We start from the raw sequence: 16,941 nt of genomic DNA on the forward strand, positions 1-16,941 counted from the left end.
CCGTACCGCGTACGCCGACGAGCCGCACGCCGCGCGCCTGGCGGGCCGTACCGCGTACGCCGACGAGCCGCACGCCGCGCGCCCGACGGGCGCCGCACTCCGCGCGCCTGGCGGGGCCGCCCCAGTACACCGGCGGGCCGCACACCCCGTGCCCCGACAGCCCACCTTGGACGATCCCACCAACCCCTCACACCCCCCGCCTCGGAAGCCCCCACAAAGGCACCCGCCCGCGGCGGTTAGGCTGACCCCCGTGAAGGTCCTCGTCATCGGTAGCGGCGCCCGCGAACACGCCCTGTGCCGTTCCCTGTCCCTCGACCCCGACGTCACCGCCCTGCACTGCGCCCCCGGGAACGCAGGCATCGCGGAGGTGGCCCAGCTGCACGCGGTCGACGCCCTCGACGGCGCCGCCGTTGCCGCGCTGGCCGCCGAGCTCGGCGCCGAGCTGGTGATCGTGGGCCCGGAGGCCCCGCTCGTCGCGGGGGTCGCCGACGCCGTGCGCGCGGCGGGAATCCCCGTCTTCGGCCCCTCGAAGGAGGCGGCGCAGCTGGAGGGCTCCAAGGCCTTCGCCAAGGAGGTGATGGCGGGGGCAGGTGTCCCGACGGCACGTTCGTACGTCTGCACGACGCCCGAGGAGGTCGAGGAGGCGCTCGACGCCTTCGGCGCCCCGTACGTCGTGAAGGACGACGGGCTGGCGGCGGGCAAGGGGGTCGTCGTGACGGACGACCTCGAGAAGGCCCGTGACCACGCCAACGCCTGCGACCGCGTCGTCATCGAGGAGTTCCTCGACGGCCCCGAGGTCTCCCTCTTCGCGATCACGGACGGCGAGACCGTCGTCCCGCTGCAGCCCGCCCAGGACTTCAAGCGCGCGCTGGACAACGACGAGGGCCCGAACACCGGCGGCATGGGCGCGTACTCGCCGCTGCCCTGGGCGGACCCGAAGCTCGTCGAGGAGGTCATGGAGACCGTCCTCCAGCCGACCGTCGACGAACTGCGTCGCCGGGGCACACCGTTTTCCGGCCTTCTTTACGCGGGTCTGGCGATCACCAGCCGTGGCGTACGGGTCATCGAGTTCAACGCCCGCTTCGGCGACCCGGAGACCCAGGTGGTCCTCGCCCGCCTGAAGACCCCGCTCGCGGGGGTGCTCCTGGGCTCGGCGAACGGCACCCTCGCCGACCTGGAAACCCTGCGCTGGAGCGACGACGCGGCCGTCACGGTGGTCGTGGCCTCGCACAACTACCCGGAGACCCCGCGCACCGGCGACCCGATCACCGGGCTCGACGAGGTGGCGGCCCAGGACGCCCCGTACGCGTACGTCCTGCACGCCGGGACCAAGCGCGACGGCGACGCGGTGGTGAGCGCGGGCGGCCGCGTGCTCTCCGTGACGGCGACCGGCACCGACCTCACCCAGGCCCGCGAGCGCGCGTACGCGGCGGTCTCCCGCATCGGTCTCGACGGTTCGCAGCACCGCACGGACATCGCGGCGAAGGCGGCGGCGGAGGCCTAGGCCTGGTCGCTCAATGTGCCGTTGGGCCCCGGATTCCGTACGGAATCCGGGGCCTTTTCCGTGCGGACTTCTGTACGGAATCAGGGGCCTGATCATTGCCCACCGTCATCCACCTTTCCCCAAAGCCATTCCATCGAGTGACCGATGCTCTATCCAGCTGACGGGGACCGAGGCCCCAACTAGGGTGCGGCGAAAGCGTTCCGGCACTTGGCCCACCGGCATTGCGATGTCAGTGGTGGGTGCCACAGTGGGGGAGTGAGCAACGCCAGGGCATTCGTCAGGGCATTCGCCGGCACGGGCTGTGAGACAGCCCGGGCCGGGCGGACAGTAGGGGGTGACGTCCGGTCGTGACCGGTATGGGTGTGGAGGTGGGCGCGCAGGCCGCGCGCTTCCGGGCGCTCGCCGTGCTGCGCATCCGCAGCAGGGCGCTGGCTGTCGCCCTGCTGCCCGCGGCCGTCGCCGTCGTGCTGCTCGTCGGCGACTCCACCGGGCACATCACCGGTGGAAGCTGGGGGATCACCCGCTCGATCGTGATGGTCCTCGCCGCCCTGGTCCTCCTGGCCGCCGCGGGCATCGCGCTCGTCGTCGCCCGCGCCCGGCCCGCCTTGAGCCCCACGGTCCCGATCGCCGAGGAATCGGCGCCCGACCTCTACCGCATGGTCCGCGACCTGGCCGACCGACTCGACGTCCCCGCTCCTTCGGCGATAGCGCTCACCCCTGACTGCGACAGCTGGCTGGAGGACCGCACCCACCCGGCGCACGGACCGCCGCCGCCCGAGGGCAGGGACGAAATAGAAGGCGTCCGAGGTGCACGAGGGATGCGGGGCGTTCGTGGACTGTCGCCGAGCCGGGCCCTCGCTCCCGTCCTCGTCATCGGCTCCCCCTTCCTGTGGTGGATGCGGGTCGGGGAGCTGCGCGCGGTCCTCGCCCCGGTCGTCGCCGGTACGGGTCCGTCGGCGCACCCCGACATAGCCGCGGCCCGTCGTTTCGTACGGGGGCTGGACGCGGCCGTGGCCGTGACCGCGGCCCCGACCCGCGGAGCGCTGTCCCGCACGGTGCTGGGCGGCATCGGCTGGGTGACCCGCCTGCTGCTGCGCAGCTGCCGGGGCCATGCGGCCGAAATGGAACGGGGAGTGGCGGCCGCCGCGGCCGAGCGTGCACAGGCTGTGGATTACGGCCTGCGGATCGTCGCCCAGGAACAGGTGGGCCTGGCCTACGCGGGCTGGGACCGGCTGCTGACCCGGGTCGCGCTGCCCGCCTGGCGGATGGGCCGCTGGCCCTCCCGGCTCGACGCGGGCGTCGTCGCGGCCCTCACCGAGCTGTCCCGTCGTGACCGGCTGGCCGAGGGCTTCGCCTCCCGGCTCGGCGAGCGTCCCGCCTGCGACCTGCTCGAAGAGCCGGGCACGGTGGACGAGGCGGTCTCGCTCCTCGCCGCCCGGCTCTTCCACGGCGGTCCCGCCGAGGTGGGGCCCGACTGGGCGCCGGTCGACTGGCAGGAGTATCCGGACGAGGTCGTCGACCGCACGTGGCGTACCGACGCGGCCCGCCTCCACCGGATCCTGGACGCGCTGGGCGTCCGGCACTCCACGGACCCGGCGACGTCCGAGTCGCACGGTCCGACGCTCGCGCGGGTGATGGACCACCTGTCCGCGCCCCCGGACGACGGGGACGCGCCGGGCCCGGACTCGGGTGCCGCTGCCGCCCTCGTCACCAATCGCCGCGGCGCGTACGAGGAGATGGGCATAGGCTTGGACGAGGACGACGCGGAGCTCGGCCTCGGGAACGAGCGGACGGCCGCGCTCGCGGCGGGGCTCACCGCGGAGCTGGCTCGCGAGGAGGCATCGGCGCCGGCCGCGCCGCCGGCTCCGGCCACGGGCACGGAGCAGGGCCCCGACCGGGCCCTCTGGGACGACGGGATGCTTCCCCTCTTCCCGCTCCAGCCACCCCGGACCGGTCGTGAGCTGCTGGCCGACCATGTCACCGCGATGGTGTGCTGCGCCGCGATGGACACGGCGGGCGCTGCACCCGGCCTCGACTGGCTCGACGGCCCTTCCCTCCTCGTCAAAGGCGAGCGGGCCGCCGACCTGGGACCCCGCGTCCTCACCCTCGTCGAAACCGGCGACCCCGGCCCCCTCCGAGACTGGCTGCGCCATCTCGGCGTCCGCCCGGAGAAGCCGGTCCGGTTGGTCTGAGCGTCGGCGCGGAGATCTTTCCGCCCGTCCGGCGTTTTTTGAGGACGAGGCCGTTCAGGCCGACAGCGGAGGTCTGGGGGCGGCAGCCCCCAGGAACAGCCCCGAGATACGGACGAGTATGGGCGGAGGAGACGAAAACACCGCACCCTGGGCGGAGCCCCCCGTTCCGCTCACGTCAATTCGCGACGAACGGTGACGGACTGCGTGCGTAATGTGATGTGCTGGGGCCGATCGCGCGCACGGCAAGGGCTTACAAGGACGACGGGGGCAAGAGGGAGGGGAGCAGGCATGGGATCGGAGCAGATTCGCCGCTGGGAGTCGGGCGCACTTGCGCACGCCGTGACGGACCCCTTCGGGCAGGGCCCCGTCCCCTGGCTCCGCGGCGACGAGCACTATTTCGACGACACCGGCCACGTCGTCCCGTGGTACATCGACCACGCCCCGGGTGCCACCCTCCTCCGCGACCCCAAGACCCCGGTCAGGGGAACCATCCCGCACCCCCGAGCCGGAGGCCCCCGCTCGGCCGACGACGTCCACCGCCAGATCAAGGGCTTCACCTCCACCGGCGCGGCCGCCCCCGGCGAGGCCATCGACTTCCACATCACCGTCGACCCGCCTCAGGAATTCAGCGTCGACATCTACCGGATCGGGCACTACGGCGGTGACGGGGCAAGCAAGATCACCACCAGCCCGCGCCTCTCCGGCATCGTCCAGCCCCCGCCCCTCACTGCCGACAGAACCGTCTCCTGCCACCACTGGTGGCTCTCCTGGCGGCTCCAGATCCCCAGCTACTGGAGCATCGGCGCGTATGTCGCCGTCCTCACCACCGGCGACGGCTACCGCTCGCACGTCCCGTTCACCATCCGCGACAACCACCCCGCCGACCTGCTGCTCCTGCTTCCGGACATCACCTGGCAGGCGTACAACCTGTATCCGGAGGACGGCCACACCGGCGCCAGCCTGTACCACGCGTGGGACGAGAACGGCCGGCTGCTCGGCGAGTCCGACGCCGCGACGACGGTCTCCTTCGACCGCCCGTACGCGGGCGCGGGCCTCCCCCTCCACGTCGGCCACGCCTACGACTTCATCCGCTGGGCCGAGCGCTACGGCTACGACCTCGCCTACGCCGACGCCCGCGATCTGCACGCCGGCCGCGTCGACCCCACCCGCTACCGCGGCCTCGTCTTCCCGGGCCACGACGAGTACTGGTCGACGCAGATGCGCCGCACCACGGAGCTCGCCCGCGAACACGGCACGTCGCTCGTCTTCCTCTCCGCCAACACCATGTACTGGCAGGTGGAGTTGGGCCCGTCCCCATCCGGCGTCGCCGACCGACTGCTGACCTGCCGCAAGCGCAGAGGGCCCGGGAAGCCGGCTCTGTGGCGTGAAATCGACCGCCCGGAACAGCAGCTCATCGGGATCCAGTACGCGGGAAGAGTCCCCGAACCCCACCCCCTGATCGTCCGCAACGCCGACCACTGGCTGTGGGAGGCGACCGGCGCGCACGAGGGCGACGAGCTGGACGGCATGGTCGCGGGCGAGGCCGACCGCTACTTCCCGCGCACCCCGCTGCCGGAGCATCAGGACCGCATCCTCCTCGCCCACTCCCCGTACCGGGACAGCGACGGCATCGGCCGCCACCAGGAGACCTCCCTCTACCGGGCCCCCTCCGGCGCCCTCGTCTTCGCGTCCGGAACGTTCGCCTGGTCCCCGTCCCTCGACCGCCCGGGCCACGTCGACCCGCGCATTCAGCGGGCCACGGCCAACCTCCTGGACCGCATCTGCAAGCGCGACTGACCTATGTGCAAGATCTTCGCGAGTTCTTCAGGTGATCTTGCCGAAGATCTTACGTTCCCTGTACGTTCCTCGCAGTTCAAGTCCTGCTCCATCAGGGGGACTTGCTCAGGGGGGGCTGGGGCAGGGGGGTCCTGTCGCGCTCGCCGTTGCCCTCTCCTGTTGTCCGCCAGTCACGGAACTTCCGTGACATCACGAGAGGCAACAGGAATGCGTATCAGAAACTCGGTCAGCCGTGTCGCGGCTCTGGGGGCGGTCGCTGCAACCCTGGTCCTGGGCAGTGCGGCCATCGCCCAGGCCGACGGGGACGGCGACTGCAGCGACGCCGGAAACATCTGCGTCTACGACTACCAGCAGCCCACGAGTTACGCCTACGGCTACTACGACTTGAACGACCCGCACTCCGACTTCCATGGGATGTACTACTTCATCGACCCGTCCTACCTGGGCGACTCGATCGGCGCGGCGTCGAACGATGCGGATTCACTCACCTCCTGCGCGGGTTTCACCTTCTGGTGGAACGTCGGCTACGACGGCACCAGCTACTTCGCGTCGCGTAACTTCCAGTACCTCACGTTCTACGACAACAACAACGAATTCTCCTCTTTCAAGAAGACCGGATGCTGACGCATCCTCCGGTCGTGGCTCGGCGTGTCGTCGTCGCCCTCGTGGCGGCGACGGCGCTGAGCGCATGCGGGACAACGGGGTCCGCGTCCGGGGAGCCTGAGCTGGGCTCCGTTCCGACCCCCAGCAGCCTGGACCCGGCGAAGATCTCCACACCGCTGGACGCGTACCTCCCGACGCCGGAGGAGAACTACACGCTGAAGAAGGCGCGCGTCCTGCTGGTCAACCAGTGCATGCGACGGCTCGGATACCCGGACAACCCGCAGCCGCTGGGCACGTACACGGGCAAGGCGTACCTGGAGCACACGGAGTTTCTGGTGTCGCCGCTGTCTCAGGTGGAGCAGTACGGCTACAACAGTCCGCAGGACGAGGGTTCCACGGGACAGTCGGCCGAGGCGACGTACAGCAAGAAGGTCACGAAACTCCAGGGACAGCTGCTGGCCGGGCGTATCGCGACCTTCAACGGCAAGACCGTTCCCAAGGGCGGCTGCGAGGGCGAGGCGCTGCGCACCATCACGAAAGGCGCCGGTACTGCGCGGGAAGTGACGATGCCCGACGGTTCCAAGGCCGGCGCGGGTGAGGGCGGCTTCGGTGAGGGCTACGCGGAGATGATGGTCTCCTCGGCGCGCGGCAAGGCCATGTCCAAGGTGCGCGGCGACAGCCGCTTCGAGAAGGCCGCTGCCGAGTGGTCGGACTGCATGGAGAAGCAGGGTTACGACTACGGCGACCCCAGCGACGCCCGGGAGGACAAGCGCTGGTCGGACACGAACCAGGCCGGCAAGACGGAGATCTCGACCGCCGTCGCGGACATGCGCTGCAAGCAGAAGGTCAACTACCTCGGCATCGGCGTCGCCGTGGTGTCCGCTTATGAGGAACAGATGATCGAAGAGAACGCCGAGATGCTCCAGGATGCCAAGGACAAGACCGCAAAGTGGATTGAGAATGCGAACAAGGCGCTCCAAGCAAGCTGACGCGGGCGGCCCCGCCGCCGACCGAGCCGGGAACACAGGCGGTTCCTCGCTCGCCCGCCGCCGGACTCTGCTGATGGCGGTGGTGGTCGGCGCCGTTGGCCTGTCCGGGGCGGGCATCGCGGCGTCGACGCTGATCAAGTCGCCTGCCCAGGCGGCCGCCGAGGCCGGTGCGCCGGACCGTGACGTGCTGACCGCTCCGGTCGAGTACCGGGTCCTGAAGGAGTCGGTGATCGTCAGAGGACTGATCGCCGCCGACCGCACAGTGACCGTCTCGCCCTCCGCGAGCAGCGCGGAGGGCGCCACGTCCATTGTCACCAAGCTGCCGGTCAAGGCCGGGGACAAGGTGAAGGCCGGGAAGGTTCTCGTCGAGATATCGGGGCGCCCGGTCTTCGTCCTGCGCGGCTCCCTTCCCCCTTACCGTGACTTGAAGCCCGGCGCGAAGGGTGACGACGTCAAGCAGATTCAGCGCGCGCTGTCCGACCTCGGGTTCGGCTCCGGTGCTGATGCGGTCGGAGAGTTCGGCTCGGGTACGCAGAACGCGGTGGCCGCCTTCTACGAGTCGATCGGCTACGAACCCCGGCCCGTGTCGGAGGACGGGGCCTCGCAGGTGGAGTCCGCCACGAAGGCGGTCACGGAAGCCGAGAGGGTGCTCCAGGACGCGCGGGCCGACACCGAGGCCGACGCGACGGATGTCACGCGTGCCGAGGAGGACCTCGCGACGGCCCGGGAAACGCTGGCCGATGCGCGGCTCCAGGCGGGTGCGATGCTGCCCGCCGCCGAGACCGTCGTCCTCGCCAGCTTTCCCGCCCGGGTCGAGTCCGTCCCGGTGCGGGTGGGAGACCAGGCCGTGAGCAAGGTCATGACCGTCTCTTCGGGAGCGCTCGCTGTCCAGGGGACTTTGACGCCGAGCCAGAAGACCGCCGTCCGGACCGGGCAGACCGTACGCATCCTCTCGGAGGCGACGGGCGACGAGTTCGACGGCATGGTGACGTCGATTGCCGATCCCGCGACGGCCGACGCGAACGAGGAAGGCGACGACGGAGTGGAGGGCAGCGCGGACGAAGGTGCGACCGGAGTCTTCTACACCATGACGGTCAAACCGGACGAGGCGATTCCAACGGAACTCGCGGGCCAGGACGTCCGGTTGACGGTCGAGGCAGCGACGTCCAAGAGCAAGGTGCTCGTCGTCCCGTACTCCGCCGTTTCCGCGAGTGCGGATGGCAGTACGGTCGTGACCGTACTCGAAGAGAACGGGGACCGGCGACGGGTCAAGGTGCGCACGGGGCTGTCCGGCGACGGATACGTCGAGGTCACCCCGGTCCCCGGGGGCTCTCTTGCCAAGGGCGACAAGGCGATCGTCGGCAGCGGGAACTCCGCGGTCTCCGCAGAGGCCGGTGCCTCGTGACGCGGGTACCGGTCGGCGAGTCCCGCACTCGGACCCCGGTCATCGAGTTCCGTGCCGCCGGGCTCACCTACCCGGGACCGCCTCCCGTCTACGCGCTTCGGCCCACGGACCTGGTGATCAGCCAGGGCGAGTACGTCACTGTCGTAGGCCCCTCGGGCTCCGGAAAGTCGACCTTCCTCAACATCGCGGGTCTCATCGACGCGCCCACGGCCGGTCGGTATCTGCTCGACGGCATCGACACGGCGCACCTCAGGGACGCGGAGCGCACCAGTCTGCGCGGACGCCGGATCGGCTTCGTGTTCCAGGCCTTCCACCTGCTGCCGCACCGCAGCGCGCTGGAGAACGTACTGCTCGCGATGGTGTACAACTCCGCGCCTCGCTCCGAACGCCGTACACGAGCCCGTGACGCCCTGGTGAAGGTGGGGCTCGGCCACCGTGTGGACGCGCTGCCGACCCGCTTGTCGGGAGGGGAGCGGCAGCGGGTCGCCATCGCGCGGGCGATCGTCGCCCGCCCCTCGCTGCTGCTGTGCGACGAGCCCACGGGCAACCTCGACACAGCCACGGCGGATTCGATTCTGGGCCTCCTCGACGAACTGCACGACGACGGCATGACCATCGTCGTGATCACGCATGATCCGTCGGTGGCGGTCAGAGGGGCACGGACCCTCTCCCTCAGGGACGGTGTGCTCGACGAGGCGTCTTCGGCCGGAGCCGTGCAAGCTGCGCAGGTGACGTCGTGAGAGCGAAGGGACATCGCCGCCGCGCGCGCCGCGCCGCACACATCGAGCCGTCCCGCTTCGCCTTCCGCGATCTTGTCTCCGAGGCCGTGGCCGGCATGCTCCAGCGCCCGGCACGATCGACCCTCACCGCACTGGGAACCGTCCTGGGGGTCGGCACGTTCGTCGCCATTCTCGGTCTCACGGCGACCACCTCGTCCCAGATCGACTCGCGCTTCGACGCGCTCACCGCGACCGAGGTCACGGTCGAGGACGTCGGCGACCCGGAGAGCTCCTTCGCCGGAATGTCCTTCCCGAAGGACGCCGACGCACGGATCGAGGGCCTGAACGGCGTTGAGGACGCGGGGCTCTACTGGCCGGTGACGCTCTCGGAGGGCGAGACGGTCCGCTCGGCTCCCGTCGGCGCCTCGATGGCCGAGGACGAGACCCAGGTGGTGGCGGCTTCTTCGGGGGTTCTGCGGGCCGCCGACCCCACGCTCCAGGAAGGGCGGCTCTTCGACCGCTACCACGTCGATCACGCCGTTCCGGTGGCCGTCATCGGCTCCGGCATGGCCACCAGGCTCGGCATCACCACACTGAATACGCAGCCGACCATCTTCATCGGTGACAGGCCGTTCACGGTGATCGGCATCATCAGCGATGTGCGGCGCAAGGCCGACCTGCTGCTGTCGGTCGTGATCCCCGCGACCGTCGCCCAGGACGCCTGGGGCGAGCCAGGCGCCGACGCGCCCGCCAAAATGCTGATCTCCACCGACCTGGGTGCGGCCAGGCAGATAGCCGACGAGGCTCCGCTGGCTCTCGACCCCGCTCACCCCCAGCGTTTCAAATCCGCGCCTCCCCCGGATCCCAAGGCTCTGCGCTCATCCGTCAGCGCCGACATGAACCAACTGTTCCTGTTGCTCGCGGCCATCTGTCTCGTCATCGGCGCGGTGGGAATCGCCAACACCACCTTGGTGGCCGTGCTGGAGCGCACCGGCGAGATCGGGCTCCGCCGCGCGCTCGGTGCTCGCGGCCGGCACATCACCGGACAGTTCCTTGCCGAGTCCGGTGCGCTGGGGGCCCTCGGCGGCCTGATAGGGACGTCGCTCGGGACCATCACCGTGGTGTCCGTGGCGCTGGCACGGGAATGGACCCCCGTCGTGCACCCGGTCACCGCGCTGACGGCCCCGGCGATCGGTCTGGTGACCGGCCTCCTGGCCGGGCTGTATCCGTCCTGGCGCGCCAGCCGGATCGAGCCCGCCGAGGCGCTCCGGCGCTGACCTGAAGCCGTCCCCAGGTCATAGGAGACTGACCTGGGGCAGCTTCAGGTCTCGGGTGGGGGAGAATCGAGCCAATTGGCCCACCCGTCGCCCACCACCACCCTATTCGGGCCTACGGGCGCACCTTTTCTTCAACCACGGGGAGGAACCGTGTCCGGATTCGTCGAAAAGCCCGAGCCTCTCGAGGTTCCGGGTCTGGTGCATCTGCACACCGGCAAGGTGCGCGACCTGTACCAGAACGAGGCGGGCGACCTCGTGATGGTCGCCAGTGACCGCATCTCCGCATTCGACTGGGTGCTGCCCACCGAGATCCCCGACAAGGGCCGCACCCTCACCCAGCTCTCCCTGTGGTGGTTCGACCAGCTCGCCGACCTGGTCCCCAACCACGTCCTGAGCACCGAACTCCCGCCGGGCGCCCCCGCCGACTGGGCCGGCCGCACCCTGGTCTGCAAGTCCCTGCGGATGGCCCCGGTCGAGTGCGTCGCCCGTGGCTACCTCGCCGGCTCCGGCCTCGTCGAGTACAACGAGTCCCGCACCGTCTGCGGCCTCGCCCTCCCCGAGGGCCTCGTCGACGGCTCGGAACTCCCCGCGCCGATCTTCACCCCGGCCACCAAGGCCGCGGTCGGCGATCACGACGAGAACGTCTCGTACGAGGAGGTCGCCCGCCAGGTCGGCACCGACACCGCCGCCCAGCTGCGCCAGGCGACCCTCGCCGTGTACAGCCGCGGCCGCGACATCGCCCGCGACCGGGGCATCATCCTCGCGGACACCAAGTTCGAGTTCGGCTACGAGGGCGAGACGCTCGTCCTCGCCGACGAGGTGCTGACCCCGGACTCCTCTCGCTTCTGGCCCGCCGACGAGTGGGAGCCGGGCCACTCCCAGCCGTCCTTCGACAAGCAGTACGTCCGTGACTGGCTGACCTCTCCCGAGTCCGGCTGGGACCGCAAGAGCGAGCAGCCGCCGCCCGCGCTGCCGCCGCACGTCGTCGAGGCGACCCGTGCCAAGTACATCGAGGCGTACGAGCGCCTGACGGGTACGAGCTGGTCCTGAGCACACGACAAAGGCCCCGGTCGATGACCGGGGCCTTTGTTCTGGAGCGGACGACGAGGCTCGAACTCGCGACCTCAACCTTGGCAAGGTTGCGCTCTACCAACTGAGCTACGTCCGCATTGCGCCGTGGCGCGAGGCCAACTATACCCAACCTCGCTCCCGCGCGAGCCGCACCGCCGCGTGACGGTTCTCCGCCCCGAGCTTCGACACGGCCGACGACAGATAGTTACGTACGGTCCCCTGGGACAGCGCGGCCCGCTCGGCGATCTCCGCGACGGGCGCCCCGTCGGCGGCGAATTCGAGCACCTCGGCCTCGCGCGCGGTCAGCGGCGAGTCTCCGGCGGAGAGCGCGTCGGCGGCCAACTCCGGGTCCACATAACGGTTTCCCGCGTGCACGGTACGAATGATCTCCGCGAGCCGCTGAGCGCTCACCGTCTTCGGGACGAACCCGCGCACACCCGCCGCAAGCGCCTGCTTCAGATGTCCGGGGCGCCCGTGACTCGTCACGATCAGCACCTGGCACGCGGGTAGTTCGGCCCGCAGCGATGTGGCCACCCTCACACCGCCCGCCCCCGGCATCTGAAGATCGAGAACCGCGACATCGGGCTCGTGCGCCCGCGCCATCGCCCAGCAGCGCGAAGAGCTCACCGCGGGCGACGGAGAAGGTGACTCCGCGGACCGCTTCGAAAACTCCCCCGGCTCCCCGATCTCCCCCGTATACGCGCCGCAGATCCGTGACCTCAATCACGTCGTCGTGCTCGTTCGTGTTCATGAAATCGGCGTCCCCGCGGACGGAACGCGACAGCAGTGCGCGGTGTCATCACTCCGCATGACAAATGTCAGGCGACGCTCGCGGGGGGACAGCAAAAAGCCCCGGTCACTGACCGGGGCCTTCGTACTGGAGCGGACGACGAGGCTCGAACTCGCGACCTCAACCTTGGCAAGGTTGCGCTCTACCAACTGAGCTACGTCCGCATTGCTTCCGATCAGCTCTCACCGATCGGCGCGAGCACCACCCTACCTGATCCACAACAGTGGTCGGTAAGGGATGCAGAGCGGGTGACAGGAATTGCACACTGCGCCTTCCCCCTGGAAGGGGGATGTTCTACTACTGAACTACACCCGCGTGACTCCGTGAGGTCCGGCTTTTCGGCCTTGCCCCTCGGCGTGTTCCAGACTCTAGCTGATCAGCGGGGGGTCAGCGCAAGTCGGTTGTTCCCAGGGCCCGGTGACGGGCCCGTGCGGGCGCCCCCGGGAGGGGGCGCCGGCTCAGTGTGCCTCGGCGAACGCCTCGTAGACCTTCTTGGGGATGCGGCCGCGCGGGGGCACGTCCATCTTGTTGGAGCGCGCCCAGGCGCGGACGGCGGCCGGGTCGGGGGTCAGCGCGGTGTGCGTGTACGCCTTCCCGGACTTGGACTGCTTGCGGCCGGCCTCGAGGTAGGGCGCGAGCGCCTTACGCAGTTTCTTGGCATTGGCTGGATTGAGGTCGATCTCGTACGACTTGCCGTCCAGTCCGAAGACGATCGTTTCCGCCGCTTCTGAGCCGTCGATGTCGTCAAAGAGAGTGACCACGACACGCTGCGCCACGAATATCGGTCCCTTCGTGCGACACCTCTGCGATCAAGTCATGACGTGCACAGACGTCACGGAGTTGTCGGGGAGATGTCGACTGTCCGGCTGTTATTGGGCAAAGTATCGGCTATTGCCAATTCATTTGTACAGTGCCCAGCAATGCATTGTGAAGCCCGACTAAATCCTTCCGCGTGTCCGAGGGCAATGGGGTCCCGCCGCTCTTCTGCGGTTTTTCCCAGGATTTTCCGTGCAGGCCCCCGCGTCGATGCGGGATCGTGATCGGGGTCACGTAGGATTCTACGAATCTACGCGAGTAGAAATTTTGTGCGGGTAGTCTGAAGGAACCTGCTCAGCACCACACACCGGGAGTGCCAGTGGCACGCGTCGTAGTCGACGTCATGCTCAAGCCGGAGATCCTCGACCCCCAGGGCCAGGCGGTGCAGCGTGCACTGCCGCGTCTCGGTTTCGAAGGTGTCTCCGACGTACGTCAGGGAAAGCGATTCGAACTGGAAGTGGACGGACCGGTGGACGACGCCGCGCTCGCCCGCATCCATGAACTGGCGGAATCCTTCCTCGCCAACACCGTGATCGAAGACTTCACCGTGAAGGTGGAGGACGAGAAGGTGGAGGCAGGAAAGTGACCGCTCGTATTGGAGTCGTCACCTTTCCCGGCAGCCTCGACGACCGGGACACGCAGCGCGCCATCAAGCTCGCCGGCGCCGAACCCGTCGCTCTCTGGCACAAGGACAAGGACCTCAAGCAGGTCGACGCCGTGGTGCTCCCCGGCGGTTTCTCGTACGGCGACTATCTCCGGGCCGGCGCCATCTCGCGCTTCTCGCCCGTGATGGAGACCGTCATCGAGCAGGCGAAGTCCGGAATGCCGGTCCTCGGCATCTGCAACGGCTTCCAGATCCTCACCGAGGCGCACCTCCTCCCCGGCGCGATGCTCGGCAACAACCACCTCCACTTCATCTGCCGCGACCAGAAGCTGCGGGTGGAGAACGCGGAGACCTCCTGGACCACCGACTACGAAGCCGGCCAGGAGATCCACATCCCGCTGAAGAACATGGACGGGCGGTACGTCGCCGACGAGCACACGCTCGACATGCTGGAGGCGGAGGGCCGGGTCGCCTTCCGTTACGTCGACTTCAACCCCAATGGCAGCCTTCGGGACATCGCCGGGATCACGAACGAGGCCGGGAACGTGGTCGGCCTCATGCCGCACCCCGAGCACGCAGTCGAGCCCCTCATCGGGTCCGGCCGCACCGACGGCCTCCCCTTCTTCACCTCGATCCTCAAGAAGCTGGTCAACGCATGAGCCGCACGCCTCTGGACACGGTCGAGAACGCGGCCGCGACCCCCGACGTCGAGCTGCCCTGGGCCGAACTGGGCCTGAAGAAGGACGAGTACGAGCGGGTCGTGGAGATCCTCGGCCGCCGCCCGACGGGTGCCGAGCTCGCCATGTACTCGGTCATGTGGTCCGAGCACTGCTCGTACAAGTCCTCGAAGGTCCATCTCCGCCAGTTCGGCGAGAAGGCCCCGCAGTCCGACGCCCTCCTCGTCGGCATCGGCGAGAACGCCGGTGTCGTCGACGTCGGCCAGGGCTACGCCGTCACCTTCAAGGTCGAGTCGCACAACCACCCGTCGTACGTCGAGCCCTACCAGGGCGCGGCCACCGGCGTCGGCGGCATCGTGCGCGACATCATCGCGATGGGCGCCAGGCCGGTCGCGGTCGTGGACCCGCTGCGATTCGGGGCCGCTGATCACCCCGACACCAAGCGCGTGCTGCCCGGTGTCGTCGCCGGTATCGGCGGCTACGGCAACTGCCTGGGCCTGCCCAACATCGGCGGCGAGGTCGTCTTCGACGCCTGCTACCAGGGCAACCCGCTCGTCAACGCCGGTGCCATCGGCGTCATGAAGCACGAGGACATCCACCTCGCGAAGGCGTCCGGCGCCGGCAACAAGGTCATCCTGTACGGGGCCCGCACGGGCGGCGACGGCATCGGCGGCGCCTCCATCCTGGCGAGTGAGACCTTCGACGACGCCAAGCCGTCGAAGCGTCCCGCCGTCCAGGTCGGCGACCCCTTCCAGGAGAAGCTCCTCATCGAGTGCACCCTGGAGGCCTTCGCCGAGAAGCTGGTCGTCGGTATCCAGGACCTCGGCGCGGCCGGTCTGTCGTGCGCGACGTCCGAGCTCGCCTCCAACGGCTCCGGCGGCATGCGCGTGACGCTGGACGACGTACCGCTGCGCGACTCCACGCTCTCGCCCGAGGAAATCCTCATGAGCGAGTCGCAGGAACGCATGTGCGCGGTCGTCGAGCCGGAGAAGGTCGACCGCTTCCTCGAGATCTGCGACAAGTGGGACGTCATCGCGACCGTCATCGGTGAGGTCACCGACGGCGACCGCCTGGAGATCTACTGGCACGGCGGCAAGATCGTCGACGTCGACCCGCGTACGGTCGCGCACGACGGCCCGGTCTACGAGCGCCCGTACGCCCGCCCGTCCTGGCAGGACGCGCTCCAGGCGGACGACGCGAACAAGCTCCCGCGCCCGGCGACGAGCGAGGAGCTGAAGGACCAGGTCCTCCAGCTGGTCAGCTCTCCCAACCAGGCCTCCAAGTCCTGGATCACCTCCCAGTACGACCACTTCGTGCAGGGCAACACGGTGCTGGCGCAGCCCGAGGACTCGGGCATGATCCGCATCGACGAGGAGACCGGGCTCGGCGTCGCCATCGCCACGGACGGCAACGGCCGGTACGCGAAGCTCGACCCGTACACGGGTGCGCAGCTCGCGCTGGCCGAGGCGTACCGCAACGTCGCGACCACCGGTGCCAAGCCGCTCGCCGTCTCCGACTGCCTGAACTTCGGCTCGCCCGAGGACCCGGCGGTGATGTGGCAGTTCGCGGAGGCCATCCGCGGACTGGCCGACGGCTGCCTGCAGCTGGGCACCCCGGTGACCGGCGGCAACGTCTCGCTCTACAACCAGACCGGCGAGGCCGCCATCCACCCGACCCCGGTCGTGGCCGTCCTTGGCGTCATCGACGACGTCGCCCGCCGCACGCCGGTCGCCTTCCAGGAAGAGGGCCAGCTCCTCTACCTGCTCGGCGACACCCGCGAGGAGTTCGGCGGTTCGGCCTGGTCGCAGGTGGTCCACGACCACCTGGGCGGTCTGCCTCCGCAGGTCGACCTGGAGCGCGAGCGGCTGCTCGCCGAGATCCTCATCTCGGCCTCCCGCGACGGCATGATCGACTCCGCGCACGACCTGTCCGACGGCGGTCTGATCCAGGCCGTGGTCGAGTCGGCGCTGCTCGGCGGCAAGGGCGCCCGCCTGATCGTCCCCGACGGTCTGGACGCGTTCACGTTCCTCTTCTCGGAGTCGGCGGGCCGCGCGGTCGTCGCCATTCCGCGTTCGGAGGAGCTCCGCTTCAACGACATGTGCGGTGCGCGGGGTCTGCCCGTCACCCGTATCGGTGTCGTCGACGGAGACGCCGTCGAGGTCCAGGGCGAGTTCGCGCTCCCGCTGGACGAGCTGCGCACGGCACACGAGGGCACGATCCCGGCGCTGCTGGCGTAAGCGGTCGTAGCGAAACGGTCGTACGACGCCGAAGGCCCCGCCCGTTCGACGGGCGGGGCCTTCGTCACGCCGGGACGGGCTCGGTCTCCCGGGGCGGTGCCGCGGTGCCCTTCGTGTCACCGGACTTGGGCAGCCTCAGCGCGAGCAGCGCGGCGAGGACCATCAGCCCGGCTCCTCCCCAGAACACGAGCTGGGTCGCGTCGACGAAGGCGTGGATGCCGTCGGCGCGGGCCGCTCCGGCAACGTCTCCGTGCAGGAGA

Annotated in this window: 13 protein-coding genes, 3 tRNA genes and 1 pseudogene; 12 read left to right on the plus strand and 5 right to left on the minus strand. The window is 69.5% G+C overall.

The genetic code is table 11. From position 1 onward, the window contains the following. Positions 1 to 250: 250 nt before the first annotated feature. From purD to ACZ4WS_RS14895, 9 genes are all read left to right on the plus strand, one after another. Positions 251 to 1,504 carry a phosphoribosylamine--glycine ligase gene (gene purD, locus ACZ4WS_RS14855; protein ID WP_467980441.1) on the plus strand — a complete coding sequence of 418 codons (1,254 nt, stop codon included), beginning with the start codon at positions 251 to 253 and terminating at the stop codon, positions 1,502 to 1,504. A gap of 356 nt (positions 1,505 to 1,860) precedes the next feature. Next, positions 1,861 to 3,696, plus strand: a complete 1,836-nt coding sequence (locus ACZ4WS_RS14860) for a M48 family metalloprotease (protein WP_467980548.1) — start codon at positions 1,861 to 1,863, stop codon at positions 3,694 to 3,696. A gap of 288 nt (positions 3,697 to 3,984) precedes the next feature. Then, positions 3,985 to 5,493: a N,N-dimethylformamidase beta subunit family domain-containing protein gene (locus ACZ4WS_RS14865; RefSeq protein ID WP_467980442.1), complete on the plus strand. Its 1,509-nt coding sequence runs from the start codon at positions 3,985 to 3,987 to the stop codon at positions 5,491 to 5,493. 207 nt (positions 5,494 to 5,700) lie between these two features. Further along, positions 5,701 to 6,117 (plus strand): hypothetical protein, encoded by a 417-nt coding sequence (locus ACZ4WS_RS14870; protein WP_467980443.1) that lies wholly within the window; start codon positions 5,701 to 5,703, stop codon positions 6,115 to 6,117. Next, complete coding sequence (locus ACZ4WS_RS14875) at positions 6,111 to 7,085, plus strand: hypothetical protein (RefSeq protein WP_467980445.1); 975 nt, start codon at positions 6,111 to 6,113, stop codon at positions 7,083 to 7,085. The genes ACZ4WS_RS14870 and ACZ4WS_RS14875 overlap by 7 nt, the downstream gene beginning before the upstream one ends. Continuing rightward, positions 7,057 to 8,490, plus strand: a complete 1,434-nt coding sequence (locus tag ACZ4WS_RS14880) for a peptidoglycan-binding protein (RefSeq protein WP_467980447.1) — start codon at positions 7,057 to 7,059, stop codon at positions 8,488 to 8,490. The genes ACZ4WS_RS14875 and ACZ4WS_RS14880 overlap by 29 nt, the downstream gene beginning before the upstream one ends. Further along, positions 8,487 to 9,230: an ABC transporter ATP-binding protein gene (locus tag ACZ4WS_RS14885; RefSeq protein WP_467980448.1), complete on the plus strand. Its 744-nt coding sequence runs from the start codon at positions 8,487 to 8,489 to the stop codon at positions 9,228 to 9,230. The genes ACZ4WS_RS14880 and ACZ4WS_RS14885 overlap by 4 nt, the downstream gene beginning before the upstream one ends. After that, complete coding sequence (locus ACZ4WS_RS14890) at positions 9,227 to 10,486, plus strand: ABC transporter permease (protein ID WP_467980450.1); 1,260 nt, start codon at positions 9,227 to 9,229, stop codon at positions 10,484 to 10,486. Before ACZ4WS_RS14885 ends, ACZ4WS_RS14890 begins: the two co-directional genes overlap by 4 nt. 150 nt (positions 10,487 to 10,636) lie before the next feature. Beyond that, positions 10,637 to 11,536 (plus strand): phosphoribosylaminoimidazolesuccinocarboxamide synthase, encoded by a 900-nt coding sequence (locus tag ACZ4WS_RS14895; protein WP_467980451.1) that lies wholly within the window; start codon positions 10,637 to 10,639, stop codon positions 11,534 to 11,536. Positions 11,537 to 11,578: 42 nt separating this feature from the next. On the opposite strand, the gene ACZ4WS_RS14900 is transcribed toward ACZ4WS_RS14895, so the two are convergent. From ACZ4WS_RS14900 to ACZ4WS_RS14920, 5 genes and pseudogenes are all read right to left on the minus strand, one after another. After that, a tRNA-Gly gene (locus ACZ4WS_RS14900) sits at positions 11,579 to 11,654 on the minus strand. Between the two features lie 23 nt (positions 11,655 to 11,677). After that, positions 11,678 to 12,166 (minus strand): annotated as a pseudogene (locus tag ACZ4WS_RS14905) (response regulator); the annotation flags it as partial. Positions 12,167 to 12,435: 269 nt separating this feature from the next. Beyond that, positions 12,436 to 12,511 (minus strand) — tRNA-Gly (locus ACZ4WS_RS14910). A 79-nt stretch (positions 12,512 to 12,590) separates the two neighbouring features. Further along, positions 12,591 to 12,662: transfer RNA gene (locus ACZ4WS_RS14915), tRNA-Gly, on the minus strand. Positions 12,663 to 12,805: 143 nt separating this feature from the next. Next, positions 12,806 to 13,123, minus strand: coding sequence for a histone-like nucleoid-structuring protein Lsr2 (locus ACZ4WS_RS14920; RefSeq protein ID WP_327429925.1), 318 nt, complete (start codon positions 13,121 to 13,123; stop codon positions 12,806 to 12,808). 359 nt (positions 13,124 to 13,482) lie between these two features. Here ACZ4WS_RS14920 and purS point away from each other — a divergent pair, with 359 nt between their 5' ends. The 3 genes from purS to purL are packed head-to-tail and all read left to right on the plus strand — an operon-like array spanning position 13,483 to position 16,681. Beyond that, entirely contained in the window at positions 13,483 to 13,749 is a 267-nt protein-coding gene (gene purS / locus ACZ4WS_RS14925; RefSeq protein WP_153289764.1) for a phosphoribosylformylglycinamidine synthase subunit PurS, read from the plus strand. Further along, on the plus strand, positions 13,746 to 14,426 hold the full coding sequence (gene purQ / locus ACZ4WS_RS14930) for a phosphoribosylformylglycinamidine synthase subunit PurQ (protein ID WP_467980453.1): 681 nt from the start codon (positions 13,746 to 13,748) through the stop codon (positions 14,424 to 14,426). Before purS ends, purQ begins: the two co-directional genes overlap by 4 nt. Next, complete coding sequence (purL, locus tag ACZ4WS_RS14935) at positions 14,423 to 16,681, plus strand: phosphoribosylformylglycinamidine synthase subunit PurL (protein ID WP_467980455.1); 2,259 nt, start codon at positions 14,423 to 14,425, stop codon at positions 16,679 to 16,681. Before purQ ends, purL begins: the two co-directional genes overlap by 4 nt. The last annotated feature ends 260 nt before the right edge of the window (positions 16,682 to 16,941 follow it).

The sequence above is a fragment of the Streptomyces sp. NPDC029292 genome, assembly GCF_055569295.1.

Coding starts and splice junctions, on each gene's coding strand:
- ACZ4WS_RS14880 (WP_467980447.1), top strand. CDS start 7,057: ATGCGAACAAGGCGCTCCAAGCAAGCTGACGCGGGCGGCCCCGCCGCC.
- purL (WP_467980455.1), top strand. CDS start 14,423: ATGAGCCGCACGCCTCTGGACACGGTCGAGAACGCGGCCGCGACCCCC.
- ACZ4WS_RS14870 (WP_467980443.1), top strand. CDS start 5,701: ATGCGTATCAGAAACTCGGTCAGCCGTGTCGCGGCTCTGGGGGCGGTC.
- ACZ4WS_RS14865 (WP_467980442.1), top strand. CDS start 3,985: ATGGGATCGGAGCAGATTCGCCGCTGGGAGTCGGGCGCACTTGCGCAC.
- ACZ4WS_RS14860 (WP_467980548.1), top strand. CDS start 1,861: ATGGGTGTGGAGGTGGGCGCGCAGGCCGCGCGCTTCCGGGCGCTCGCC.
- ACZ4WS_RS14875 (WP_467980445.1), top strand. CDS start 6,111: ATGCTGACGCATCCTCCGGTCGTGGCTCGGCGTGTCGTCGTCGCCCTC.